At 65.1% G+C, this 23,263-nt stretch carries 25 protein-coding genes; 16 read left to right on the top strand and 9 right to left on the bottom strand.

Annotated elements, in window-relative coordinates; all coding sequences use genetic code 11:
- Positions 1-4: 4 nt before the first annotated feature.
- Complete coding sequence (locus FE811_RS12655; protein ID WP_116222213.1) at positions 5-1,051, bottom strand: sulfotransferase; 1,047 nt, start codon at positions 1,049-1,051, stop codon at positions 5-7.
- Between the two features lie 28 nt (positions 1,052-1,079).
- Positions 1,080-1,670, bottom strand: coding sequence for a TetR/AcrR family transcriptional regulator (locus tag FE811_RS12650; RefSeq protein WP_072462031.1), 591 nt, complete (start codon positions 1,668-1,670; stop codon positions 1,080-1,082).
- A 90-nt stretch (positions 1,671-1,760) separates the two neighbouring features.
- Here FE811_RS12650 and FE811_RS12645 point away from each other — a divergent pair, with 90 nt between their 5' ends.
- The 4 genes from FE811_RS12645 to FE811_RS12630 are packed head-to-tail and all read left to right on the top strand — an operon-like array spanning position 1,761 to position 5,726.
- On the top strand, positions 1,761-2,747 hold the full coding sequence (locus FE811_RS12645) for a 3-oxoacyl-[acyl-carrier-protein] synthase III C-terminal domain-containing protein (RefSeq protein WP_116222214.1): 987 nt from the start codon (positions 1,761-1,763) through the stop codon (positions 2,745-2,747).
- Positions 2,747-3,679 (top strand): NAD(P)-dependent oxidoreductase, encoded by a 933-nt coding sequence (locus tag FE811_RS12640; RefSeq protein ID WP_140847823.1) that lies wholly within the window; start codon positions 2,747-2,749, stop codon positions 3,677-3,679. The genes FE811_RS12645 and FE811_RS12640 overlap by 1 nt, the downstream gene beginning before the upstream one ends.
- Positions 3,667-4,449 carry an MBL fold metallo-hydrolase gene (locus tag FE811_RS12635; RefSeq protein WP_116222216.1) on the top strand — a complete coding sequence of 261 codons (783 nt, stop codon included), beginning with the start codon at positions 3,667-3,669 and terminating at the stop codon, positions 4,447-4,449. The genes FE811_RS12640 and FE811_RS12635 overlap by 13 nt, the downstream gene beginning before the upstream one ends.
- Positions 4,446-5,726: a F390 synthetase-related protein gene (locus FE811_RS12630; RefSeq protein ID WP_116222217.1), complete on the top strand. Its 1,281-nt coding sequence runs from the start codon at positions 4,446-4,448 to the stop codon at positions 5,724-5,726. The genes FE811_RS12635 and FE811_RS12630 overlap by 4 nt, the downstream gene beginning before the upstream one ends.
- A gap of 50 nt (positions 5,727-5,776) precedes the next feature.
- Here FE811_RS12630 and FE811_RS12625 read toward each other — a convergent pair whose 3' ends face one another.
- Complete coding sequence (locus FE811_RS12625; protein WP_208861604.1) at positions 5,777-6,523, bottom strand: SDR family NAD(P)-dependent oxidoreductase; 747 nt, start codon at positions 6,521-6,523, stop codon at positions 5,777-5,779.
- A gap of 250 nt (positions 6,524-6,773) precedes the next feature.
- On the opposite strand from FE811_RS12625, the gene FE811_RS12620 reads away from it, so the two are divergent.
- Entirely contained in the window at positions 6,774-8,039 is a 1,266-nt protein-coding gene (locus FE811_RS12620; RefSeq protein WP_116222218.1) for a CAP domain-containing protein, read from the top strand.
- Between the two features lie 60 nt (positions 8,040-8,099).
- Here FE811_RS12620 and FE811_RS12615 read toward each other — a convergent pair whose 3' ends face one another.
- Positions 8,100-9,227, bottom strand: a complete 1,128-nt coding sequence (locus FE811_RS12615; protein WP_140847820.1) for a hypothetical protein — start codon at positions 9,225-9,227, stop codon at positions 8,100-8,102.
- A gap of 116 nt (positions 9,228-9,343) precedes the next feature.
- Between FE811_RS12615 and FE811_RS12610 the strand changes: the two genes are divergently transcribed.
- Positions 9,344-10,108, top strand: a complete 765-nt coding sequence (locus FE811_RS12610) for a hypothetical protein (RefSeq protein ID WP_116222220.1) — start codon at positions 9,344-9,346, stop codon at positions 10,106-10,108.
- 179 nt (positions 10,109-10,287) lie between these two features.
- Here the strand turns inward: FE811_RS12610 and FE811_RS12605 are convergent, their stop codons facing one another.
- The gene (locus FE811_RS12605) at positions 10,288-10,611 is read right to left on the bottom strand and encodes an FYDLN acid domain-containing protein (RefSeq protein ID WP_116222221.1); all 324 of its coding nucleotides are present in this window, start codon (positions 10,609-10,611) and stop codon (positions 10,288-10,290) included.
- A gap of 149 nt (positions 10,612-10,760) precedes the next feature.
- On the opposite strand from FE811_RS12605, the gene FE811_RS12600 reads away from it, so the two are divergent.
- The 4 genes from FE811_RS12600 (at position 10,761) to FE811_RS12585 (ending at position 15,179) form a co-directional block, all read left to right on the top strand.
- Positions 10,761-11,444 (top strand): M48 family metallopeptidase, encoded by a 684-nt coding sequence (locus tag FE811_RS12600; protein WP_116222453.1) that lies wholly within the window; start codon positions 10,761-10,763, stop codon positions 11,442-11,444.
- 45 nt (positions 11,445-11,489) lie between these two features.
- Positions 11,490-12,134 (top strand): GntR family transcriptional regulator, encoded by a 645-nt coding sequence (locus FE811_RS12595; RefSeq protein WP_036758106.1) that lies wholly within the window; start codon positions 11,490-11,492, stop codon positions 12,132-12,134.
- A 101-nt stretch (positions 12,135-12,235) separates the two neighbouring features.
- Positions 12,236-13,087, top strand: a complete 852-nt coding sequence (locus FE811_RS12590; RefSeq protein ID WP_116222222.1) for an AraC family transcriptional regulator — start codon at positions 12,236-12,238, stop codon at positions 13,085-13,087.
- A gap of 127 nt (positions 13,088-13,214) precedes the next feature.
- A complete protein-coding gene (locus FE811_RS12585; RefSeq protein ID WP_166435542.1) occupies positions 13,215-15,179 on the top strand; it encodes a TonB-dependent receptor domain-containing protein in 1,965 nt (654 codons plus the stop codon).
- Between the two features lie 258 nt (positions 15,180-15,437).
- On the opposite strand, the gene FE811_RS12580 is transcribed toward FE811_RS12585, so the two are convergent.
- On the bottom strand, positions 15,438-16,295 hold the full coding sequence (locus FE811_RS12580) for a helix-turn-helix domain-containing protein (protein ID WP_116222224.1): 858 nt from the start codon (positions 16,293-16,295) through the stop codon (positions 15,438-15,440).
- Between the two features lie 76 nt (positions 16,296-16,371).
- A complete protein-coding gene (locus FE811_RS12575; RefSeq protein WP_116222225.1) occupies positions 16,372-17,373 on the bottom strand; it encodes a TAXI family TRAP transporter solute-binding subunit in 1,002 nt (333 codons plus the stop codon).
- Positions 17,374-17,808: 435 nt separating this feature from the next.
- On the opposite strand from FE811_RS12575, the gene FE811_RS12570 reads away from it, so the two are divergent.
- The 6 genes from FE811_RS12570 (at position 17,809) to FE811_RS12555 (ending at position 21,143) form a co-directional block, all read left to right on the top strand.
- Positions 17,809-18,102, top strand: a complete 294-nt coding sequence (locus FE811_RS12570) for a type II toxin-antitoxin system RelB/DinJ family antitoxin (RefSeq protein WP_116222455.1) — start codon at positions 17,809-17,811, stop codon at positions 18,100-18,102.
- Positions 18,095-18,370 carry a type II toxin-antitoxin system RelE/ParE family toxin gene (locus tag FE811_RS12565; RefSeq protein WP_116222242.1) on the top strand — a complete coding sequence of 92 codons (276 nt, stop codon included), beginning with the start codon at positions 18,095-18,097 and terminating at the stop codon, positions 18,368-18,370. The genes FE811_RS12570 and FE811_RS12565 overlap by 8 nt, the downstream gene beginning before the upstream one ends.
- A gap of 187 nt (positions 18,371-18,557) precedes the next feature.
- Positions 18,558-19,583 (top strand): AIPR family protein, encoded by a 1,026-nt coding sequence (locus FE811_RS27900; protein WP_208861608.1) that lies wholly within the window; start codon positions 18,558-18,560, stop codon positions 19,581-19,583.
- 5 nt (positions 19,584-19,588) lie between these two features.
- Positions 19,589-19,981, top strand: a complete 393-nt coding sequence (locus tag FE811_RS27895) for an AIPR family protein (protein WP_255469730.1) — start codon at positions 19,589-19,591, stop codon at positions 19,979-19,981.
- 2 nt (positions 19,982-19,983) lie between these two features.
- Complete coding sequence (locus FE811_RS27890) at positions 19,984-20,265, top strand: hypothetical protein (RefSeq protein WP_219848882.1); 282 nt, start codon at positions 19,984-19,986, stop codon at positions 20,263-20,265.
- Between the two features lie 245 nt (positions 20,266-20,510).
- Complete coding sequence (locus FE811_RS12555; protein WP_140847814.1) at positions 20,511-21,143, top strand: tyrosine-type recombinase/integrase; 633 nt, start codon at positions 20,511-20,513, stop codon at positions 21,141-21,143.
- Between the two features lie 352 nt (positions 21,144-21,495).
- On the opposite strand, the gene FE811_RS12550 is transcribed toward FE811_RS12555, so the two are convergent.
- Together FE811_RS12550 and FE811_RS12545 are read right to left on the bottom strand one after the other, a co-directional pair.
- Positions 21,496-22,092 (bottom strand): DUF4276 family protein, encoded by a 597-nt coding sequence (locus FE811_RS12550; RefSeq protein WP_140847812.1) that lies wholly within the window; start codon positions 22,090-22,092, stop codon positions 21,496-21,498.
- A gap of 1 nt (position 22,093) precedes the next feature.
- The coding region (locus FE811_RS12545; protein WP_219848881.1) for an AAA family ATPase at positions 22,094-23,263 on the bottom strand (1,170 nt) is incomplete at its 5' end.

Below are 23,263 nucleotides of genomic sequence, written 5' to 3'. Positions count from 1 at the left end.
CCGGCTAGGACGAGGGCGAAGCCGCTTCAGCACCCGCGCCGGAGCAGAAGGCGGCAAGCGCCGCCTCGCCGGGGGCGCAGGCGCGTTCCAGCGCCTCGCGCTCGGCGGGGGAAAGCGCGGCCAGGCGCGACGGGCGCAGCTGCGGCATGGCGGCGGCCCGGTCGAGCCATGCGGCGGGGGCGCCGGCCTGCAGATGTGCGCCCAGCCTTTCGATCCAGGTGCGGGGGTCGCGGCACAGATCCTCGTGGCGCAGGAGCATCGGCCGGGCGCCGCGCAGCCCTTGCAGGCCGCGGATGGTCAGGGTCGACCAGAAGGCCCCGGTTTCGGCAAGGCCGGGACGGCGGGCAACGATGCGCCGGACGCCGGACGGCCCGCTGATCGCGGCGACCAGCGGCCAGAGGGCGCCGCGCCCGAAATGCCGGCGCGGGTGCAGCAGGTCGAGGCCCAGCGGCCCGAGCCTGCGCCAGCACCAGATCGCCAGCCGCGCGGCGGGATAGTCGCGCATCGACAGCACCGTGTCCGGCCCGTTGCGCGCCAGCAGCACCAGCGCTGCATCGGGAAACATCTCGCGCAGCGTCGCCGCGGCCACCAGCGACCCGCCTGACCGTTCCACCCAGATCTCGCGCCCGCCGATCTGCCGGGCCATCGCCTGGAAAAGCGCGCGGTAATGCGCGGCCAGCGGGGCCGGGGCCCGCGCGCGCATCTGCCCGGCCAGCGCATCGAACAGGGCATCGGGGTTTTCGCTCAGATGCGGCAGCGTGACCGCCAGGATCGGCGGGCAATGCCACGGGTCATGCGCGGGGTGCGGGACGCGGCCGTAAAGGAACTCGGAGGGCGCGGCATCGGGGTTCGCCACCTGCGCCATGGCGCGCGAGGGCCGGGCCATATGCGCCCAGAACCGCGCGCCGTCCAGATGCCGCGGGCGAAAGGCGTTATGCCCGGCGGCGGCGAAAAGCTCGGAAACCGACAGGACGGCCGGATGCGCGTTCAGGATCTGCGACACCAGCGTCGAGCCGCAGCGGGCGGAGCCCAGGATCAGCGCCCCGCGCATGGCCGGTTCTGCAACCTCGTCCGGGGCATCATTCGGCCCCGGCACGGATGGCGGCGATCATGCGCTCGACCGCGGCATGCGCCAGGTCCATGGGCTTTTGCCTGGTGATCAGGTCCAGCCGGTCGATGGCCGCCAGGGCGACGATGCCATGCACCGACAGCAGCAGCTGCTCGGCCAGCAGGCGCGGGTCGCCCTTGGGCTTCAGCGCCGCCACCGGCTGGGTGATGCGGCCGATCAGCCCGTCGATCTGCGCCAGATACCAGTCGGGAAAATTGTTCGAGATGCGCGGCCCCTCGAACAGCGCCCGCCAGACCGCGCGGCGATCCAGCATGAAGGTCACATAGACCTCGGCCAGCGCCAGCAGGCGTTCGCGCGGCTCGGTCTCGCGCACCGCATCCACGGCGATCGCCAGATCGACCAGCGCCTGCCGGTTCACCTCTTGCAGCACCGCGCTCATGCTGTCGAAGAGGTTGTAGATGGTGCCGGGCGTCGTCTTGACCGCACTGGCCAGCGCGCGGGCGGTCAGCGCCGCCGGCCCGCCTTCCTCCAAAAGCAGCTTCGCCGCCTCGATCGTGCGGGTCCGCAGGGCGTCGTGATCATATCGTCTGGGTCTGGCCATGGTGTTCCTGAACTATGTTCAAAAATATGCTTGACAGGAATCGGGGCGATTGTCAATGTTAATGAACATCGTTCAATAATGGTGCCTCACATGTCTCCGATCAATCTCACAATCACCGGGACCGGCAGCTACCTGCCCGCCACGGTCCTGCCTTCGACCGATATCGACGACCGCATGGGATGGGCGCAGGGCGAATGCCAGGCGCGCTTCGGCATCGCCTCGCGCCATGTCGCCATGCCCGAGGAAACCACCTCGTTCATGGGCGCCGAGGCGGCGCGGCGCGCCATGGAGATGGCGGGTTGCAAGCCCGAGGATCTGGACATGATCCTGGGCGCCTGCGGGGTGATGGAACAGCCGATCCCCTCGACCGCGACGCTGGTGCAGGAACGGCTGGGGCTGGGCCGGTCCGGCATTCCGGCCTTCGACGTGAACGCGACCTGCCTCAGCTTCCTGCAGGCGCTGGACCTTGCGGCGATGTATGTCCAATGCGGCCGGGTGCGGCGGGCGCTGGTGTTTTCCTCGGACATCGCCTCGGTCGGACTGGACTGGAACCGGCCCGAGGCTGCCGCGATCTTTGGCGACGGCGCCGCGGCCGTGGTGGTCGAGGCGGGCGGCAAGGGCGCGGTGCTGGCGCATGATTTCCAGACCTATGCCCATGGCCATGACGCCTGCGTGCTGGCGGCGGGCGGCACGCGGGTCAATCCGGCCCGCGGCATCGCGCCGGGCCAGGACCGCTTTCACATGGACGGGGGCAAGGCGTTCAAGGTCGCCTCGCGCTATCTGCCGCGCTTTCTGCAAAGGCTGCTGAAAAAGGCCGAGGTGGGGCTGAACGGCATCGCCTGCGTCATCCCGCACCAGGCCAGCGCCCAGGCCCTGCAGCACGCGACCCGCAATCTGTGGCTGCCGCCCGAGCGGGTGATCGACATCTTTGCCCATGCCGGCAACCAGATCGCGGCCTCGATCCCGACGGCGCTGGATCATGCGGTGCGCTCGGGGCGGCTGATGCGCGGGGATACGGCGCTGCTGATGGGCACCTCGGCCGGCATCTCGCTCGGCGGCACGATGGTGCGGTTCTGATGCGCGCGCTGGTGACAGGGGCCAGCGGCTGCCTGGGCCGTGCCTTGGTCGAGCAGCTGGCGATGCATGGCTGGGACGTCAGCACCACCGCGCGCCAGCCCGCGGCGCTGCCCGGCTTTCGCGCCGCCGATCTGGTCAGCGCCGATCTGGGCCCGCTGCTCGACGGCATCGACGTGGTGTTCCATTGCGCCGCGCGCAGCTCGGCCTGGGGCACGCGGGCCGAGTTCCATGCCGACAACGTGCTGGCGACCCAGCGATTGCTGGACGCGGCCGAGCGGGCAGGGGTCAAGCGCTTCGTCCTTGCCTCATCGCCCAGCATCTATGCCGACGGCACCGACAGGCTGGACGTGGCCGAGGATGCGCCGCTGCCGGCGCGCCCGCTGTCGCTCTATGCCGAAAGCAAGCTTATGGCCGAGCGGATGGTGCTGGGCCATGCCGGGGCCATGGGCTGCACGGCGATCCGCCCGCGTGCCATCTACGGCCGCCACGACCGGGCGTTGCTGCCGCGGGTGATCGAGGCGATGCGGCGCGGCCGGCTGCCGATGATCCGGGGCGGGCGGGCGCTGATCGACCTGACGCATCGGCACGATGCGGCGCGGGGGATGATCCTGGCCGCCTCGGGTCCGCGCGGGGGCGTGTGGAACATCACCTCGGGCGAGGCTTTCCGGTTCTGCGACCTGGCCGAGATCATCGCGCATCGCGCCGGGCTGCGCCTGCGCGGCATGCCGCTGCCGCAGGGGCTGGCGCGCTGGCTGGCCGGTGCCTCCGAGGCCGTGGCCCGGATGCGCGGCGGGGCCGAGCCGCGGCTGACCTTGCAGGCCGTGGCGTCCCTGGGCAGCAGCCTGACGCTGGACATCTCGGCCGCGCGGCGGGATCTGGGCTATCGGCCGCGGGTCGGCTTCCAGGAGGGGGTGGCGGAATGCTTCGCCTGACCACGCTGAAGATCGGCGAATGCCGCGCCCCGGCCTGGGGCGCGGGACTGCCGGGCCTGGGCGGCGCCACCTTCCCGGCGCTGGCCACGCTGGTCGAGACGGAAAGCGCCTGCGTGCTGGTCGATACCGGCTATGGGCCGGCCTTCTTCGCGGCGACGCGGGGCTTTCCGGCCCGGCTCTATCGCTGGCTGACCCCCGTCCGGCAGCCGGCGCAGGAACAGCTGCTGCGCCGGCTGCCGCGCCTGCCGGATCTGGTGTTCCTGACCCATATGCATGCCGATCACAGCGCCGGGCTGATCGACCTGCCGGCCGGCATTCCGGTCACGGCCTCGGCCGCGGCGATTGCCGAATTGCGGGCGCTCGGCGATCTGGCCAGCATCCGCGCCGCCTGTCCGCCGCTTTTGCGCGACGCGATCCTGGCGCGCGATCCGCAGCCGGTCGAGGCATGCGTGGCGGTCCCGACCGGCCTGCCCGAATTTCCGCAAGGCCATGACCTGCTGGGCGACGGCCGGCTGATCGCCGTGCCGCTGCCGGGCCACGGCACCGGACAGACGGGGATTTGGCTGCCCGAGACCGCGCGCTTCCTGGTCGCCGATGCCGCCTATGGCCGGGCGCAGCTGCGCGCAAACCGGCTGCCGCCCGGCCCGGTGCTGGCGCGCCTGGGCGATGCCGCCGCCTATCGCCGGACCTTCGCCCGGCTGCGCGCGCTGATGCTGCGCCGCCCCGACATCACCATCGACCCCTCGCATTGCCCCGAGACCGCCAGATGAGCCTGACCGCATTCCTGCACAGCCGCCATGGCCGCGGCTTTTCCTGCCGCGCCGAGATCGAGGCGCATCACGCCGCCGCCATTCACCGCTTCCGCGCGCGGGTCATGCCGCGCTCGCCCTTCTATCGCGGCATGGCCGACCTGCCGCTAAAGGCGTTGCCGCGCATGGACAAGGCGCGGCTGATGGCGAATTTCTCGGCCATCAACACCTGCGGCATCGATCATGACGCGGCGATGCAGGTGGCCATCCGGGCCGAGGCCAGCCGCGATTTTCGCCCGCTGATCGGAAAGGTCTCGGTCGGGCTTTCGACGGGCACCTCGGGCCAGCGCGGGCTGTTCCTGGCGACGCCGCGGGAAAGGCGGCTCTGGGCCGCGATCATGCTGGGGCGCTACTGGCCGGAACTGTGGCGGCGCCAGCGCGTGGCGTTCTTCATGCGCGCCGACAATGCGCTTTATCGCAGCCTGTCGAATCCGCTGGTCCGCTTTGCCTTCTTCGACCTGCTGTCGCCCTTCGAGGATCACCTGGCCCGGCTGGCCGATCTGGACCCCAGCGTCCTGATCGCGCCCGCGCGCATCCTGGCGATGCTGGCCGAGCGGCAGGCGGCGGGCGGGCTGGCCCTGTCGCCGCGGCGGGTGATCTCGGTCGCCGAGACGCTGTCCCCCGAGGATGCGGCGCTGATCGAACGCGCCTTCGGCACCCGCGTCCACCAGGTCTACCAGGCGACCGAGGGCGTCCTGGCGATGACCTGCCGGCTGGGCCACCTGCACCTGAACGAACGCTGGCTGCGCATCGACCGCGACGTGATCGACGCGGCAAGCGGCGCCTTCTGCCCGGTCATCCACGACTTCACGCGCGAAAGCCTGCCGATCCTGAACTATCGCCTGGACGACGTGCTGATCCCCGATCCCGAGCCTTGCCCCTGCGGCTGCGCCAGCCAGCGCATCGCCCGGATCGAAGGCCGCGAGGACGATGTCTTGTGGTGGCCCTCGGCCATGGGGCCGCGCATGGTCGCGTCCGAGGCGATTCGAACCGCCATCGCCTGCCTGCCGCAGCCCTTGCGCGACTATCGGGTCGTCCAGCAGGGCAGGATGCTGCACCTGTGGCTGGACGCAGCCGCGCCGGGTGCCGAGCCGGCGCTGCGAACCAGCTTGGCCGGGCTGGCGCGGCGACTGGGGGCCGAACTGCCCGCGCTTGCCTTTCATCGCGGCCTGCCGCCGGAAACCGACGCCAAGCGCCGCCGGATCAGGGTCTTGCCCGAGGCGCGGGCCGGGGTGTAACGGCCGGAGCCCAGGGGTTTCCGCCTGCCCGGCAGCCCCCCGCGACCGTGTCAGACATGCTGGCCGCCGTTGATGTGGATCTCGCTGCCGGTGACATACGACGCCTGCCCGCTGGCGAGGAAATAGACCACCTCCGCCACCTCTTCCGGGCGTCCGAGGCGCTTCATCGGCACCTGCGCCTCGATGATCCGGTCGGTGCCCGGCGACAGGATCGAGGTCTCGATCTCGCCGGGGGCGACGGCGTTCACCCGCACCCCGTATTCGGCAAGGTCATAGGCCAGCTCGCGGGTCAGGGCCGAGAGCGCGGCCTTGGAAACGGCATAGGCCGCGCCGGCGAAAGGATGCACCCGGCTGCCCGCGATCGAGGTGATGTTGACCACCGCGCCCTGCCTTGCCTTCAGCGGCTCCAGAAGCTCCTGGCAAAGCTGCAGCGGGGCGACCAGGTTGACCTGCTGCACGCTCAGGAGCGTTGCCAGCGGCGTGACCAAGGCCCCCATGCGCCCGCCGTCCCCGCACTTCGGGGAAATCCCGGCGTTGTTGACCAGGGCCGACAGCCCGTGCCCGTCCAGCATTCGTTTCAGCCTGTCGGCGGCGTCGGTGATCGAGCCGGGATCGGACAGGTCGACCTCGATGTGATGGATGATGCCTTCGGCCCAGGGGCATTGCGAGGAGAACGGCGTCCGCGCCAGGGTGATGACCTTCCAGCCCTGGCGGTGGAAGTGGCGCACGATGGCATGGCCGATGCCGCGGCTGGCGCCGGTCACCGCGACGACGGGCTTGGAAGGATCGGTCATCATTTCTCATGTCCAGGTGACGGTGCGCGTGGCGAGCTTAGCCCCGGCCTCGGTCCAGATCAAACGGGTCCGCCGGTTGCGGCGTTCGGGCGGCGCAGGTCCGGGCGATGCCTGCGCGCCCGGCCCTGGCGGCGGGGCGGCTGGCTGATATCCGCCGTCCTGCCCTGGCGGTGGTTCTGATTCCACCCAGGCTCTGATATGCTCCCTGAAGCTGCATTTTATGAGATGAATTCTCGCGAGGCGGATAACGACCATGTCCTTTGCATCTGCAAACGAGCGCTACTTCGTCAGCCTGGTCAACCAGGCCCGTCAGGCCGAAGGGCTTCCCGCGCTGTCCATCGAAAAACGGCTCAACGATTCGGCCGAGGGCCATAGCCGCTGGATGCTGGAGACGGATGTGTTCTCGCATACCGGCCGCGGCGGCTCTTCCTCGCGCGAGCGGATGGAGGCGGCGGGCTTCGACCTGGCGGGCAACTGGATGACGGCCGAGAACATCGCCTATGTCTCCATCCAGGGCGAGGCCGACCTGCGCGACGAGATCCGCCAGCTGCACCAGAACCTGATGAACAGCTCCGGCCACTATCAGAACATCATGAGCGATGCGGCCTTTATCGGCATCGGGCTGGAGGTCGGCTATCTGACGGTGAACGGCCGCGACTACAAGGTTCTGATGGCGACGCAGAACTTTGCCGATACGGACGGGCAGGTGCGCGTCGACACCGGCACCTTCACCCGCGTCGCCAATCCCGGCGCGGACCTGTCGATGCAGTCCCGCGCCGACTGGCTGGCAAGCTTCAACGGCGAGGTCTTCGTCACCCCCGGCCCGACGCAAAGCACGCCGCGCAACGACGATTATCGCCTGACGGCCCGCAACGATCTTGCCTCGGCCGGGGACGGCCACGATTGGATGGACGGCAAGGCGGGGAACGACACGCTGAGCGGCAACGGAGGCCACGACCGGATCATCGGCGGCGAAGGCTTCGATTCCCTGCATGGCGGTTACGGCAACGATACGCTGCAAGGCGGCCCCGGCAACGATTCCCTGGCTGGAGCCGAGGGCAATGACCAGTTGCGCGGCGAGATCGGCGACGATTCCATCTGGGGCGGAGTGGGGCAGGATCGCCTGCTGGGCGGGGTCGGCCACGACATGCTGGACGGCGGTGCAGGTAATGATTGGCTGAGAGGGGAAGGGGGCAACGACCGCTTGATCGGCGGCGATGGCAATGACACGCTGCATGGCGGCATTGGCAACGACGTTCTGGCCGGCGGGGCCGGGGCCGATGTCTTCATCTTCCAGGATGGTCATGGCGTCGATACGATCAACGGCTATCAGCGCGGCATCGACCGGCTGCTGATCGACGATGCCAGGCTGGATGCGAACCCCGCCGCCTTCATCCGCGACCACATGCAAAAGACCGCGAATGGCGTGGTGATCGACTTCGGCGACGGCGACCGCATCGTGGTCAACGGCCAGAACCTGACCGTGGCCCAGGTGGCGGACGACATCTTCGCGATCTGACGGCGATCCCCCGGCCGAAACAAACGGCCGAGGGCAGGATATGCAGAAGCGGGCCGCCGGTCACGCCGCCTCTTGCAGCCGTTCGGGGGCGGGTGCAGGCAGCAGGCGCTTGCCGCAAGCTGCAATCAGGTAATGCTGCAAATAGCTGCCCGCATTTCCGGTGATGGACCCGCCGAGCCGAGGATTGATCTCGAAGATCTTGGGCTTGCCGTCCACCTCGCGATAGTCGATGCAGCAGGCGCCATTCGCAAATCCCACCCTGTCCAGGATTTCCGTAAACAGATCCCGATGGCGCGAACCTTCCTGCCATACCAGGCTCTTGTGCCCGGTATTGATCCCCTTCACATGCGGCATGTCCGGCATGTCGAATATGGCCGTGCGGGAAAAAGCGATCCGGCCGTCGCGCATCAGCAGATATGCGGATAATTCGGTCGTGCCGGGAATATATTCCTGCAGGAATTCCTGCTCGGGATCGTAGACCAGCGGCGAATCCGGGGTCAGGCAGCAAATACGCGACAGCTTGCCCCATTCATCCTTGCGGCGCTTGACGATGATGGGCTCGCCAATCGGAAGGTTGCCGGGATCGGCGAACATGGCCGGGACGTAATCACCCAGGCTGGAGCTGGCCATCAGCCGGTTGAAGGCAAGCTTGTCATGGCAGTTTTCCTGTGCCGTGGCGCTGGGGAACAGGGCGTTGAACATCTCGCCCCCGGCACGCCTTTGATCCAGGAAATCGCGGTCCCACAGGGTCAGCGGGACCACGGCGTCATAGCTGGACAGATCGGCATGGCGAAGATCCGCCATATGGCTTTGGATGCCGATGGCCTGCGCGCTGCGCTCCAAAGCTGCCGACCAGTCGGCCTTCATTCCAAACAGAATACTTTTCACCACAAACCTCCCAGGCAATCGATAACTGATTGCAATCCGCCAGAGACAACAATCGGAACGCGAACAGGCCCAGTGATGCCCCACGGGGTGCTGCATGAGAAGCTGACTTTTTGGGCAGTTATTGCCCGAATCCTGCGGAGAATTGGCGCCAGGCGCCGGATATTTCCACGATATGGACGGATTTCCCGCCCGCCGCCGGATTGGCGGATCGGCAGGGGTGACGGCGCTGCCAACCGCTCCGGGCGCCGCGCCGTCGAGGGTATTTTCGCCCCGGTCGGCGATTCTCGAAAATGGTTTCAAGGGGGTGCGACAACGATACGCAGCTGCGCGGGATGACGCGGATGCGATCCGGCGCGACGAAACCCTTTACCGCTCGCCGGGGTTTAGACCCGATGAGCATGAAGGAGGTAAGAGTCATGCTGAAACGCAGTTTGACGACCGCCCTGGTCGGCGGCAAGGCATTGGCGCTTGGCGCCATCATGGGCTCCACCGCACTTGCGCAAAGCGGCGAGGTGATCGATGGCAATACCACCGTCATCGAGACGCCCTCGGGCAACACCGCCATCGCGCCGGGCGCGGCGGTCGAGCCGAGCGCGCCGGTGGGCGCGGTTCTCGAGCCGGATTACCCGTTGCTGGAGCAGCTCGACAATGACCAGGAGATCGCGCGGACGCTGATCGCGCAGGGCTTCAGCGACGTGCATATCCTGCGCGAGGGCCCGATCCTGACGATCAATGCGCAGCGCAACGGCCAGCCCACCGAACTGGTCTACAGCATCGCCAATGGCAGCCTGATCTCTGTGGACGGCGTGGAACTTCGCGCCGAACCGGACGAAAGCGGCAAGGGCGGGCCGACCGTCTCGGAAACCCAGGATGGGCCCGGCGCCGGTGATGAACCCGGCGAGGATGCAGGGGGTGATACGGGCGGCGATACGGGTGACGGGACTGGCGACGGGACTGGCGACGGAACCGGAGAGAATGGCGATGGTTCGGACGGCTCCGACAGCGGCTCCGACAGCGGCTCCGACAGCGGCTCCGACGGCGGTTCGGACGGATCGGATGGCGGCACCGGGGGCTCTGACGGAGGCGCGGATGGCGGCGCGGACGGCGGCTCCGACGGTGGTTCGGATGGCGGCTCCGATGGCGGTGATTCCGGCGGCGATGGTGGCGAAGGCAACGGCTGATCCCTGCCGCTAAGCCTACGCCAGCCCCTGGGCGGGCGCGTGCCCTCATTATGGCCGCACCGGCCGGCGAAGGCCGGGCCAAGATCGACGATACCCGTCGGACCCTGCCATGGCCCGATGGGAAAGGCCCCGGCGGCGCGGTCGCGCTCCGGGGCCTTCTGGTTGGTCAGGACGCGGATCTATTCGTCGTCGCTGTCCGGCACGTCGGCGATGTCGTCCAGCGACATGTCGCCATCGTCGTCGTCATCGTCCAGCAGATCGTCGTCCAGATCGCCGGTGTCGGCGTCGTCGTCCAGATCCTCGTCCTCGGCCAGGTCGGCCTGGTCCGCGTCGCGCGCAGCGGTCTTTTCCGAGATCAGCGAGCGCGAGCGACCGTTGGTCAGGCTTTCCACGGTAAATTCCGCACCGCAGGCCGGGCAGGTAATCGGGTCGTTCATCAGGTCGTAAAAGCGCGTCGCGCAATGGGGGCAAAGGCGTTTCGTGCCCCATTCCTCTTTGGGCATGGTTGTTCTCTTTCTGCCGCGTTCAGCTAAATCCGCTGTCCCCTGCCACAGCCGGGGCAGGGTGTCAAAGCCTTTTCCCCCTTGCGGCCGGCCGGCGGTGCGGGGGAAAGATGGGCAGAGGCGCGGCCCTTCGCAAGATGGGGGAACGGATGGACAGGATTCTGGTCGGAGGCGACATTCCGGTGACGCTGCGGCGCTCGTCCAGGGCGCGGCGCATGACCCTGCGCGTGGCGCGCGCGGGGGGCGAGGTGGTGCTGACCCTGCCCAGCCGCACCAGCCTGTCGGACGGCCGCGCCTTTGCCGAATCACGGGCCGAATGGCTGCGGCAGACCCGCGCCGGGATGCCGCCGCTCTGCGTGGTCGAACCGGGCGCCCTGCTGCCCGTCCAGGGGCGCCCGCGCCGGATCGTGCCCCATGACGGGCGGCGGGTGGAACTGACCGAGGCGCTGCTGCTGGTCCCGCAGGGCCGTCCCGCCGGCCTGCTGGTCGAGGCCTGGCTGAAGCACCTGGCGCAGGCGCGGCTGAGCCGGGCCTGCGACCGTCATGCCGCGGCGCTGGGGCGCGGGTTTCGCGCGCTGGCGCTGCGCGACACGCGATCGCGCTGGGGCAGTTGCACCCATGACGGGCGGCTGATGTTTTCCTGGCGGCTGGCCATGGCGCCGCCCGAGGTGCTGGACTATGTCGCCGCGCATGAGGTGGCGCATCTGCTGCACATGGACCATTCGGCCGCCTTCTGGGCCGCAACCGGCCGGCTGATGCCCGATTACGCCCGCCATCGCGACTGGCTGCGCCGGCACGGGCATGAACTGCTGGCCTGGCGCTTTCGTTCCTGATCGAGGCGGCTTGACGGCGCCCGCATTTGTGATCACAGATGGCGCATGACAGCTTCGCGTTCCTCGGAAAGTTCGGCCCATGAGCGGCTTTATCGCAACCTGCGCCAGCGCATCATGCTGGGCGAGCTGCCGCCGGGCCTGCCCCTGACCCTGCGCGGCATCGCGGCCGAGCATCGCGTCTCGATGACGCCCGCGCGCGAGGCGGTGCGGCGGCTGGGGGCCGAGGGGGCGCTGTCGCTGTCCTCTTCGGGGCGTATCGCCACGCCGGAACTGTCGGTCGAGCGGATCGAGGAGCTTGCCGCCTTGCGCGGGCTGATCGAGCCGGAACTGGCCGCCCGCGCCCTGCCGCGCGCCCATCAGGCCCTGATCGAGCGCATGGCCGTCATCAACGCCGCCATCGGCGAGGCGGCCGAGCGGCACGACGCCGTGGGCTATATCCGCACCAACCTGGAGTTTCATCGCCTGCTTTACCTGCGCGCCCAGGCCCCGGCGATGCTGGCCATCGTCGAGACGGTCTGGCTGCAGCTGGGCCCGACCATGCGGGCGCTTTACGGGCGGATGAAGCGCAACGAGCCGCCGCGCCATCACCGCATGATCCTGGCCTCGCTGCGGGCGGGGGACGAGCCGGGGCTGCGGCTTGCCGTGCGCGCCGACGTGACCCACGGGCTGCGCCACCTGGGATCGAACTAGGCGGGGGGCTGCCGGGGCGCGACAAGTCATCGCTGCCCGAAATGATTTACCTTAACACTCAGGTATTCTAGGCATGGCGGATCAGGAGGTATCCCGCGACCATGCCAGGCTTTGCCCAGGACCGGACGACCGCTTTTGCCGGCCCCGAACTCGGGCGCCTGCGCCAGATCGACAGCTGGAGCGCACCGCTGCTGCTGCGCATCACCCGCCTGCACGAGGGCCAGGCCTGCAAGCCCCATGCCCATGCCCGCGGCCAGTTCCTGTTCCCGCGCAGCGGCCGCTGCCGGATCTGGACCGAGGGCGAGATCTGGACCGCCTCGCCCCGACAGGCGATCTGGATCCCCTCCGGCGTGCTGCATTATGTCGAGGGGATTGCCGCGACCGAGGTGCATAACGCCTATGTCGATGCCGGGATCTGCCGCGACATGCCGGGCCGGGCCAAGGTGATGACCGTCTCGCCGCTGCTGGCCGAGTTGATCGCCTATGCGCTTGGCCGCGGGGCGGAGGCCTTGCCTGTCGGGGCGGATGCGCGGGTGTATCAGGTGATCGCCGACCAGATCCGCAGCGCCCGCGACATGGCGGCGATGCACCTGCCGCTAAGCGGCGACGACCGGCTGGGGCCGCTGCTCGACCGGATGGTGCGCCACCCCGAGGACGGCCGGTCGCTGGAGCAATGGGCCGATGCCGCGCATATGAGCGCGCGCACGCTCGCGCGGCTGTTCCTGCGCGAAACCGGGCTGTCCTTTGGGCAATGGCGGCAAAGGCTGCGGATCATGGAGGCGATGGCGCGCCTGGCCGAGGGGCAGTCGGTGCTGGCCGTGTCGCTGGACCTGGGCTATGCCAGCCAGAGCGCCTTCACCGCCATGTTCCGCAAGGTGACGGGCATGACCCCCTCGGACTTCCTGCGCGACAGCGCCGCCCCGACCGGGCGCGGCCGCCGTCCGGGATCCTGATCGCGCCCTGTCCGTTTCTCGACGGCTTTTGGCCGGGGCGAAACAGACCGCCCCCCGCCCGGCTGATACAAGCCTGCATACCCAAGAAAATTTATCGGGTTTGCCGGAGGCGAAGGAACAGATGATTGTGAAAAGGTTGATTTCGGGAAAAGGGCGCCGGGCTTGCCTGGCCGCCGGGCTGGCCACGGCTTCGGCCTTGGCGATGACCTCTGCCGCGGCCCAGGAGGACACGGTGCGGTTGGAAACGATCTATCTCAAGGCCGGAACCGACGCGGACGGTCAGTCCGTGACCGATGAAAGGATCGCGCAGCGCCAGCCGCTGACGCTCAACGATCTCTATGCCGCCGAGCCCGAGGTCCGTGTCAGCGGCGCCGACCGCAGCACGGCGCAAAGGGTCTATGTCCGCGGGATCGAGGAAACCAGCCTCAACGTCACCGTGGACGGCGCCCGCCAAAGCGGCAACCTGTTTCGCCACAACGGCAACATGGGCATCGACCCCTTCATGCTGAAGCGGGTCGAGGTCGAGGCGGGCACCGGCGGCGCGCTGGCCGGTCCGGGCGCCCTGGGCGGCGCCATCCGCTACGAGACCAAGGATGCCGAGGATCTGCTTCTGCCGGGGCAGCGGCAGGGGGTGATGCTGCGTTTCGCCGGGCAGAGCAATGGCGACCGGCTTTCGCCGTCCCTGGGCTTCTACGGCCGGCCGGACGAGCGCTTTTCCTATCTGGTCTATGGGTCCAAGACCTGGGCCGGCAATTACAAGGACGGCGGCGGCAACGAGGTTCCCTATAGCGACGACGAACCCGCCGAGGGCCTGGTCAAGCTGCGCTTCCGTCCCGCCCCGGACCACGAGATCGCCCTGACCCACAACCGGCGCGAGGATAACGGCATGCGCGCCACGCAGGCCAATTTCGGCCTGCCGGATGCCGAGCCGCAGGACCAGGAGTTCATCCGCGAAACCACCAGCCTGCGCTATTCCTATGCTCCGGCGGGCAACCCGCTGATCGACCTGGAATTGCGCGCCTATGACAACCGCAGCGCGCTGAAGCGGCTGACCGCCTCGCCGTCCGAGGGCGAGTGGCTGACCAGCGGCCTGGATATCCGCAACCGTTCGGAACTGGGGGCGCTGGTGCTGACCTATGGCTATGACTACACGAGGGAACAGTCGCGCGGCCGCGCCGGTTCGGGCCCGCGTGTCTCGGAGACGGGCGAGACGCATGGCCTGTATCTGCAGGCCGAATACGGCTTTGCCGGGCATTGGCTGGCCTCGGGCGGGCTGCGCTATGACAGCACCTCGCTGACCGATCTGGCGGGGAACGTCTATGACGGCGACCACCTCAGCCCGAATGTCGGGCTGCGCTTTGAAACGGCGCAGGGGCTGTCGCTTTTCGCCTCGTGGTCCGAGGCGCATCGCGGTGTCCGTCCGGTGCCGGGAACGCAGCTGACAAGCGGGATCAACGCCGCCGCCACCGACCCGACGCTGGAGGGCGAACGCGCCCGCACCACCGAGATCGGCGCCACCTTCGACGCCAATGGATGGCGCGCGGGGCTGATCCTCTTCGACACCCGCATCGAGGGTTCGATCCTTTACGGCGGGCAGCGCGGCATGCCCTATGCCCGGACGCGCGGCGGCGACATCGACAGCCGGGGCTTTACCGCGCGGCTTGGCCGGGACTGGGGCGGCTGGAGCCTGGACCTCAGCTATTCCCGCGCCGATGTCGATTACGCCGGCGTTCCGGTCGGGCCGGGCGACTGGTCGAACGGCGTGGCTCCCCAGGGCGACAAGCTCGTGCTGGACATCGCCCATGCCATGGCCGCGCATGACCTGCAATTCGCCTGGACCAGCATCCTGGTCCTGGCCGAGGACGACCTGCCCGCCGCCTTCACCGCGCTCGAGGAACTGCCGGGCTATGCCGTGCATGACCTGTCGGTGGTCTGGCGGCCGGCGGAAGGGCAGGAATACAGCCTGGCGATCCAGAACATCTTCGACAAGCGCTACCTGGATCATTCCACCCCCTACAGCGTGTCGGGCGGCGTGACCAATCTTTACGAGATGGGGCGCAGCATCCGGCTTGCCGGGGGCTGGCGGTTCTGAACCCCGACGCGGACTGCCGGGGGCCGTGACGGAAGGCGATCACGGTCCCCTGGGGCAAGGCGTTCGGGCGACGGCCACCGGTGCCAGCGTCACCGGCCGTTCGCCAGCGCGCCGACGGGTGTCCCTGGCGATGGGCGCGAAGGTCGCCGGGGCCGTTCACCAATGCGCCGCGCATCCGCCGGGGCCAGGCTATGGCGGCGCGGGGTGCCGATTGCGACGATCGTGGCCCCGCAGGCCCGCGCTGCGAAAGGCCGGAGATCAGCCTTCGGCGGGGGCATCGGGGGCCCGGCCGATCCGGTCCACATGGCCTTGCAGCGACAGGCGGTCGAGCGAGGCGATGGGCAGGCTGACGAAGGCCGAGATGCGGTTCTTCAGCGCGCGATAGGTCTCGGCAAAGGCCAGGTGCCGCTCGGCCTCAGTGCCGGTGGCGGCGGCCGGGTCGGGCAGGCCCCAATGTGCGGTCATCGGCTGGCCGGGCCAGACCGGGCAGATCTCTCCGGCCGCATCGTCGCAGACGGTGAAGACGAAATCCATCTGCGGCGCCTCGGGTCCGGCAAACTCGTCCCAGCCTTTCGAGCGCAGCCCGGCCGTGTCATGCCCCCGCCGCTCGAGCAGTTGCAGGGCAAGAGGGTGGACCGTGCCTTTGGGAAACGAGCCGGCGGAATGGGCGCGGAACCGGCCCTTGCCTTCGGCGTTCAGGATGGCCTCGGCCAGGATCGAGCGGGCCGAATTGCCGGTGCAGAGGAAAAGGACGTGATAGGGATGGTCGGTCATGGCGGGCCTCCGGCCGTTGCGGGCGATCTGGTCCAAAACCGGCTGGCACAGCTCGGGCCGGCCGCCGCAGCAATCCTGCATCAGGAAGGCCAGCAGCCCGCGCATCGCCTCGATCCCGGCGAAATAGCGGATCGAGCGGCCCTCGCGCGCCGAATGCACCAGCCCCGCCGCGGCAAGGACGGTCAGGTTGTTCGACAGCGTATTGGCGCGGATGTTCAGCATATCCGCGATCTCGCCTGCCGTCCGACCCTCGGGACCGGCCTGGACCAGCAAGCGGAACACATCCAGCCGGATGTCATGGGCCAGGGCGGCGAGCGTGTCGAGAACGCGATTCTTTTCCATTATTCATGTATAATGGAAATAATTTGGCAAGGCAAACGCCGGCCATGGACGCGGGCATGGCCGTTCGCGACCCGGTTCATTCCAGCTGACCGGCTTCCCTGTAGAAACGCTCGGCGCCCGGATGGAAGGGGATGCCCGCGCCCTGGGTCGCATTCTCCAGCGTGATCAGCCTGCCCCTGGGATGGCCGGCGGCGAGCAGCCTTTGCGTGGTCTGGTTGTAAAGCGCCTGGGTGATGCCGTGGATCAGCACCTCGGGCTGGTCGGCGCTTGTCACCAGCTGCGCCCCGACCGAAAGCGTGGCGACATCGGCATCCTGCCCCTCATAGGTGCCGGCCGGCACCGTGTCGGTGGCAAGGAAGGTGTAGGTTTCGCGCAGCCCGTCGACCTCGGGTCCGGCGATCGGCACCAGCGCCACCTCCTGCTGGCTGGCCAGCTTGGCGATGGCGCCCGCCGGATAGCCGCCGACGAAGAAGAAGGCGTCTATCGTCCCCTCGCGCATGCGGCCGGCCGCCTGGTCGAGCCGAAGATATTCCGGCGTGATGTCGCTTTCCGACAGGCCGAAGGCCGCGAGGATGATCTTGGCATCGACCAGCGTGCCCGAGCCCGGCTCGTCCAGCGATACCCGCTTGCCCCTGAGATCGGCGACCGAGGCGATGCCGGCATCGGCGCGGGCGACCAGGTGGATGCTTTCCGGGTAAAGGTTGGCGATCAGTCGCAGCTTTTCGACCGCCGGCTGGCCTTCCCACAGCCCGGTGCCGGTCTGCGCCCAATAGGCCACGTCGGACTGGCTGAAGCCGGCCTCCAGGCTGCCGCCGTCGATGGCCTTCACATTGCCGACCGATCCGCTCGTGGCCAGCGCCGTCGCCACCAGCCCCGGCACGCCGCAGGAGCCGCCTTCCTCGCAGGCACGCGGGCCGGGCGGGCTCGAGATCGCATTCGCGATCAGCCCGCCGATCGGGTAATAGGTGCCGGCGGTGCCGCCGGTGCCGATGCGGAAGAACGCGATCTCTTGCGCCGTCGCGGCCTGGCCCAGGCCGGCGGCGATGGCGAAGGCCGCGAACATTGTCCCTAGCTTCATGGCATGCCCCTGTTGCCCCGATCGTCCGCGGCGATGCTAGACAGAGCCGCCGCCGTCAACAACCGGCGGGGGCTGCGAAAATGCGCGGCCGTCCAGCTGCCTGGGGGAGGAGGGATCCAGCCGACCTAGGCGCGCATTCTATGCGCTGGCCTAAGTCGCTGGGAATCATGGTGGGCGATAACGGATTTGAACCGCTGACATCTTCGATGTGAAGCCAGAAATTGCTTTGTCACCCCATTGCACGAGATGACACGAGACTGCATGAAAGTCTAGGATTCGAGGCGTCGGGGGAAGCGGGCCACCGGGCGGTGCTAATGTGCAAAGGTGTCGAAGATCGTGCAATCTGGTCGAATCCGGGGGAGGTGACCGGATGGTGACCATGCCTTGCTTCTGGGTCTCATTTGAGATACAATGCTGAAAGCACAGGAGGCCACCATGCCCGCACAAACTTCGATGCTGCACGTCCGCGTGGACGACCAACTCAAGGCCCAAGCTGCTGAGGCGCTGGCTGGCGTCGGCCTGACCCTGTCGGATGCGGTTCGCATCTTGCTGACCCGCGTCGCGCGGGAGGGCGGGTTGCCGGCCGGTTTGACAGCCGATCCAGATGCCTATGACGCGTGGTTTCGTGCCAAGGTGCGCGAAGCACTTCAGGATGATCGGCCGACGATCCGTCATGCCGATGTCATGGCAGAGATGCGCGAACTGATCGAGCGGAAGCGCCGTGCCTGAGGTGGAATGGCGGCAAGCCGCCCGTGACGACCTGCGTTCGATCTTCGAGTACATCGCCGATGACAATCCGACAGCGGCACTTGCGCTGCTGGATGAGATCGAGGCAAAGGTTGGCAAGCTGCCTGATCGGCTTAGAGCGTATCGGCCGGGCAGGGTGACAGGGACACGCGAAATGGTCGTCCGGCCTAACTATCTTGTGGTCTATGCTGAGGTCGGGGGAGCGCTGGTGATCCTGCGGGTTTTGCATGCGGCGCAGATGTGGCCGTGAGAGGCAAAGGTGGCAAAGACGGCCCAAAGCCGCCTGTCGCCCCTCTCGACGCTGCGTAGCCGCACGCCATTCGGACCATTCGTTGCGCCAGTAAAGTTGCATCCTGACGCCAGAGGTACATTTTGGATTGTTGTGCTGCAGCACGGTCGTATATGCTTCCCGAGCATCGTCACTGCTGGGATCCATCATGCATCTGGTTACAAAGTCTTATTTCGACACTTTCTGCGCAAATTTTGCCTCCCCTTTCGACGACGCAAAAAACTTCGAAGCTTTCACCGCATACTGCGCCTTCACCCGCTATTCCGCCGACAATGTTGAAGCGACGGACTTGGTGTACGATGGCGCTGACCCGGGGATCGACGGTGCACTTCTCTTTCTTGATGACCGGGCAGTTTTCTCCGCTGACGAACTTGAAGAGATTTTCAAGTCGTCCCGTCGAGAATTTCACGTTACGGTCGTCCTGACACAAGCCAAGCGATCTGTGACTTGGTCGAAGCAGGAGATCGACTCGTTTGTTGCGGCAATCACAGACTATTTGTCCGAAGCCCCCAAACAGCCGCACAGCCAATTTTTGGCAGATTTCAAAAGTATGTTTCAGCTGTTGTTCAAGAACATCGGCCGTATAAGGGGCGGCCTTCCAGACCTGCACACATACTTCTTCACTGCTGCGCCGGACACTGATGCAGTGGAAATCAACGCAGCCTTCGATGCTGGCCTAATTGCGATCGGGGCGTTGGGTTATTCGAATGACACAAAGCTAGTTAAAGCTCATCGCGACGTGATCCACGAGTACTGGCTCGCGGCTGATGGCCCCGTCGAAGCCAGCCTAACGACTGTTGGATATGCGCCATTCCCGGCAGCTCAGAGCATCAACAACGCATATGTTGCCACGGTGAAGGCGCGAAGTTTCATCCAAGCAATCCTTAAGGATCAGCACGGAGTACCTCGGAAAAAACTTTTCGAAGAAAACGTGCGTGATTTCCTCGGCGTCGACGCAGACGTGAACGCCGAAATTGCAGGAACTCTTGGTGATGCTAACAAAAAGGCTCGATTTGGCCTTATGAACAATGGGGTAACCATCGTTGCGTCGAGCGTTCGGCCTTCCGGTCAGGAAATCTATATTAGGGACTTCCAGATCGTGAACGGCTGTCAGACATCGGTCAGACATCGAATGTGCTTATCGCGCTTGACGATCAAACGGATGACACGGTGAGTCTGATGGTGAAGTTGATTGAGGCTGATGACCCTGCCGTGATTGATGATATTGTCCGAGCGACGAACCGTCAGTCTAAGGTGGAAGATGCTCAGTTCGTCTCAACCATGGCAACGCTTCGAGATTTGGAGCGATATTTCAATGCTCGCGGCGCAGGCGAAGCCAATCGTCTCTACTTCGAACGCCGGAAAGGTCAGTATGGGCCCGAAAATGTGGCTCCAGTCAGGATTTTTGATGTCAGGGAGACAGCGCGATGTTATGCTGCGACGGTGATGATGCGGCCTGATCTGGCGAGCCGCTACCCTAATCGCCTGACTGGAGAGCTACTGTCTGAGGTCTTTGGTGCAGGAAACCGGAAGAAGATTACTACACCGCCTGCTTCTGCCACTATCGCCTGAGGATGCTCACCTCGAATAAGCGGTTCGATGGCAAGTATTCTAAGCTTCGTTGGCACATCATGACGGCCGCAGTAAAGTACTGCGGCGCAAAGTACAAAGAGTGGCGTTGTAAGACTCGCAATGAGGCGCTGTACAACCTCTTTGCCTCGAACGATGGCGAGTGGTTCGAAAGGCTGGATACGTTGATTAAAACAAGCATCCCGGATCCGGACCTATCGCGCGACGTGCTTAAGTCTCCGCCGCTGACCAATACGACTTTGGCGAACGTCGATCAGTTGCTTTGAAGTAGTTGCCGCCTGCTGGAGCAACGTAAGCAGCCGGCTCTATGGGGAAATTCAACCGATTGAGTTGCCCGGTCTTTCCAATTGAATATCGGATTGTGCGACATGCCGCGGTTGCGGTGCTGCAACGCTGCATGTCCGCTTTCCGCCCGCGAGGCTGCGCAGAACGACTCGGACATCTCGTGATATCATCGAGCTTGTCGGATCATCCGAAGTCAGGGCGGGGCTGGAGGACAGGAGGTAACGCCATGTCCGCTGACTATCTTCCAGTACTCCGGCCTGAACATCCTGCCTGGAACAAGGGGTGCATCATCGGCCAGAAGCGCCCGCTGCTGCCGAAACACGTATGGTCGATCCGAGTCCGCCTGGAGATGGCAGACAACCGACGCGACCTGGCGTTGTTCAATATGGCTATCGACAGCAAGCTTAGGGGTTGCGACCTTGTCTGCCTGAAGGTCCGCGCCGTCTTCACGGCGGGGAGAGTCAAGGAGGGCGCCTCCGTCACCCAGAGCAAGACGGGCAAGCCGGTTCGCTTCGAGATCACCGAAACGACGCGCCAATCGCTTGATCGCTGGATCGCCGATCCTGAGATGCTTGGGCTGGAGTATCTCTGGCCCAGCCGCCTCCACCACAGCGCTCATTTGTCGACACGCCAATATGCGCGCATCTTGCGGGGATGGGTCACGTCGATAGGGCTCGAGCCGAGCGCCTATGGCACGCATTCGATGCGTCGGACAAAGGTGGCGCAGATCTACAAGAGGACCGGCAACCTGCGGGCGGTTCAGCTTCTGCTGGGCCACACCAAGATGGACAGCACAGTTCGATACCTCGGCGTCGACCTTGACGATGCGTTGACACTGTCAGAGGGGATAGACCTGTAGTCCGGAAGCCGGTCAACAGATTTCCTGCTGGCCGACCCTTACCTGCCGTTCGGCTCAGCGAGATGCTGCATGCCCGCATTCTCCAAAGCCGCCCCTCGACACGTGACGCAGCAAAACACGCGAGAGGCATGGTAGTGATGCGGGACCTAGCTGCCGTTTGCAGGTGCCGCGCGACGAAGCGCGCCATCGCCCCCGGGCCGACCTGCAGGGCGGGGAGCCGCCTGTGAGGTTGCTGCATTGCATTCTTGGAATTTGTTGATAGCAGCCCCTTGTCGTCTCCATGGAGCGGCTGCAATGCGTGGAAAGCAAACTGGCAAACGCTGCCACTCTCTGTTGTCCTCTTGGGAGCTATTCAGGTAGTTGCAAGGCGCTCAACTTCCGCCAATAACTTTCGAAATGAACGACACCGGCCTCTAACGACACTTAAGTCAATTTGAGCGGTGAACTTCGACTGATCAACAGTTTCAGAGTATGTTCGTCCCTCTATGAGTATCTCCCTATCGAAAAAACCTTTTGCTCCCCGAATCGTCTCCGCCTGATCATGCGAAGGTGCATCATTTCTCACCCATTCGTGCGCCCTCATATTTTCTCCACATGCAATAAACCAAGCCTCATACTCTCGGTTTGCAAGAACGAACGAAACTGGAAAGTTGAATCCATTCTGGTTGCAGAACTCGATGAATCTGCCATGCATTTCTGCTGGGCAATCGTCGTCGGCGTCGGCAACTATCATAACTCCGCCAGCACCCCCCGCAATTTTTAGACCGCCGAACTGCACAGCTTTCAGGAGATCGTCGTCAAATTTTCCTATTTTAGATCTGGGAAGCCTATATGGAGTGATTATACTGCAGTCGAAAATAAGCAGCTCCTCGTGCAAAACTCTTCTGACTAGAAGGGGAACCGCGTCAACCTCTCCATGCCCTTCAACAATTGGAAAAATCAAGCTCATGTTATTGCGCGAACAAACTTGCTTGTGAGAGGTTAACCCTTTCTTTCTTGTTGACTGCCAGTTGGTTGGCTCGAAGTAGCTCTCCAGCGGTCATAAGGCTATCTCTCATAGCTCTACGAGAAGCTTCGTCCGCATGACCAACGCTCGTCTCGTTTCGTTCGCTGGTGACTACCAAGAGATTATCATCGCGCACCCCAGAATGATCCAGCAGCTCGGGGCTGTGCGTTGTCAAAATCACTTGGCTCGACTTTGCCGCCTCCAATATAGCATCCATAAGTACAGCCGCTGCGCCTGGATGAATAGTGCCTTCAGGTTCTTCAATTCCTGTGAATGCAGCCCTTGAATTCCGATGCATTTTTTGGTGGAATAGGGCCGTTAATACCCCCAAAGAGCGTAGGGTGCCATTAGACATATTCAAAGCATCAAATCTCCAAGGCGATGAACCGCCCTGCACATTCTGCGAAAATTGAATAGTTTCGGTGGGGCCAAGAGACTTCACTTCGACGCGCTCGATTCCGGACACAATCCGCTTTAGATATTCTGATATTCGATCATAAATCATCGGCGACTCGTTGCTTACTTCTCGGAGAACCGCCGCTAAGTTTTGCCCCGACGAGTTCAATGAGCTTCCCGCCTCATGTGGCTGTGGAAATCGGAAATCATCTGGGTTGATGTCATAAACCACTAGGCTCGACATCGCATCGAAAAGTAGATCAAACGGCTTTAACCCCGCAACACTTGTAAGAAAAAGTCGATCTGGTCGAATATCAGGCTTCACGCCAATATCCGTCATTGATATTATCATTCCTCGTTCGACTTTATAATCATAAGACTTGGTTGGGTCAGGATCGGAGATCGAAGCAACTTCCTTTCTGACTTCAAATTTTTCTCCAGGCAAAGCAGATATCTCAAATGCGTAGAAAGCATTTCTTCCTTCATCCAGATTTACAAAGAATGACATACCGAAATTTACTGGATGCCCTCCGGATTTCCGTCGCACGGCCCCAACTCCACCACGGTTCCGAAGAGCAGCGTCGAGGGTGTTGTTGCAAGCATCTGAAATAAATGCGAATGCATCTAAGAAGTTTGACTTACCCGCGCCGTTCAGTCCAACGAGAACCGACAGATCATTAAGAGTAACATCACCCCACATTCTCCAAGTAAGTCGCTG

The sequence above is a fragment of the Paracoccus sp. FO-3 genome (assembly GCF_006386455.1).
GTDB classification, from domain to species: domain Bacteria; phylum Pseudomonadota; class Alphaproteobacteria; order Rhodobacterales; family Rhodobacteraceae; genus Paracoccus; species Paracoccus versutus.
This window is presented reverse-complemented; position numbering and strand designations above follow the sequence as displayed.

Bases quoted from the DNA above. Each gene is read 5' to 3' on its own strand.
- FE811_RS12655 (WP_116222213.1), bottom strand. From the start codon at position 1,051: ATGCGCGGGGCGCTGATCCTGGGCTCCGCCCGCTGCGGCTCGACGCTG.
- FE811_RS12650 (WP_072462031.1), bottom strand. From the start codon at position 1,670: ATGGCCAGACCCAGACGATATGATCACGACGCCCTGCGGACCCGCACG.
- FE811_RS12645 (WP_116222214.1), top strand. From the start codon at position 1,761: ATGTCTCCGATCAATCTCACAATCACCGGGACCGGCAGCTACCTGCCC.
- FE811_RS12640 (WP_140847823.1), top strand. From the start codon at position 2,747: ATGCGCGCGCTGGTGACAGGGGCCAGCGGCTGCCTGGGCCGTGCCTTG.
- FE811_RS12635 (WP_116222216.1), top strand. From the start codon at position 3,667: ATGCTTCGCCTGACCACGCTGAAGATCGGCGAATGCCGCGCCCCGGCC.
- FE811_RS12630 (WP_116222217.1), top strand. From the start codon at position 4,446: ATGAGCCTGACCGCATTCCTGCACAGCCGCCATGGCCGCGGCTTTTCC.
- FE811_RS12625 (WP_208861604.1), bottom strand. From the start codon at position 6,523: ATGATGACCGATCCTTCCAAGCCCGTCGTCGCGGTGACCGGCGCCAGC.
- FE811_RS12620 (WP_116222218.1), top strand. From the start codon at position 6,774: ATGTCCTTTGCATCTGCAAACGAGCGCTACTTCGTCAGCCTGGTCAAC.
- FE811_RS12610 (WP_116222220.1), top strand. From the start codon at position 9,344: ATGCTGAAACGCAGTTTGACGACCGCCCTGGTCGGCGGCAAGGCATTG.
- FE811_RS12605 (WP_116222221.1), bottom strand. From the start codon at position 10,611: ATGCCCAAAGAGGAATGGGGCACGAAACGCCTTTGCCCCCATTGCGCG.
- FE811_RS12600 (WP_116222453.1), top strand. From the start codon at position 10,761: ATGGACAGGATTCTGGTCGGAGGCGACATTCCGGTGACGCTGCGGCGC.
- FE811_RS12595 (WP_036758106.1), top strand. From the start codon at position 11,490: ATGACAGCTTCGCGTTCCTCGGAAAGTTCGGCCCATGAGCGGCTTTAT.
- FE811_RS12590 (WP_116222222.1), top strand. From the start codon at position 12,236: ATGCCAGGCTTTGCCCAGGACCGGACGACCGCTTTTGCCGGCCCCGAA.
- FE811_RS12580 (WP_116222224.1), bottom strand. From the start codon at position 16,295: ATGGAAAAGAATCGCGTTCTCGACACGCTCGCCGCCCTGGCCCATGAC.
- FE811_RS12575 (WP_116222225.1), bottom strand. From the start codon at position 17,373: ATGAAGCTAGGGACAATGTTCGCGGCCTTCGCCATCGCCGCCGGCCTG.
- FE811_RS12570 (WP_116222455.1), top strand. From the start codon at position 17,809: ATGCCCGCACAAACTTCGATGCTGCACGTCCGCGTGGACGACCAACTC.
- FE811_RS27900 (WP_208861608.1), top strand. From the start codon at position 18,558: ATGCATCTGGTTACAAAGTCTTATTTCGACACTTTCTGCGCAAATTTT.
- FE811_RS27895 (WP_255469730.1), top strand. From the start codon at position 19,589: ATGGTGAAGTTGATTGAGGCTGATGACCCTGCCGTGATTGATGATATT.
- FE811_RS27890 (WP_219848882.1), top strand. From the start codon at position 19,984: ATGCTCACCTCGAATAAGCGGTTCGATGGCAAGTATTCTAAGCTTCGT.
- FE811_RS12555 (WP_140847814.1), top strand. From the start codon at position 20,511: ATGTCCGCTGACTATCTTCCAGTACTCCGGCCTGAACATCCTGCCTGG.
- FE811_RS12550 (WP_140847812.1), bottom strand. From the start codon at position 22,092: ATGAGCTTGATTTTTCCAATTGTTGAAGGGCATGGAGAGGTTGACGCG.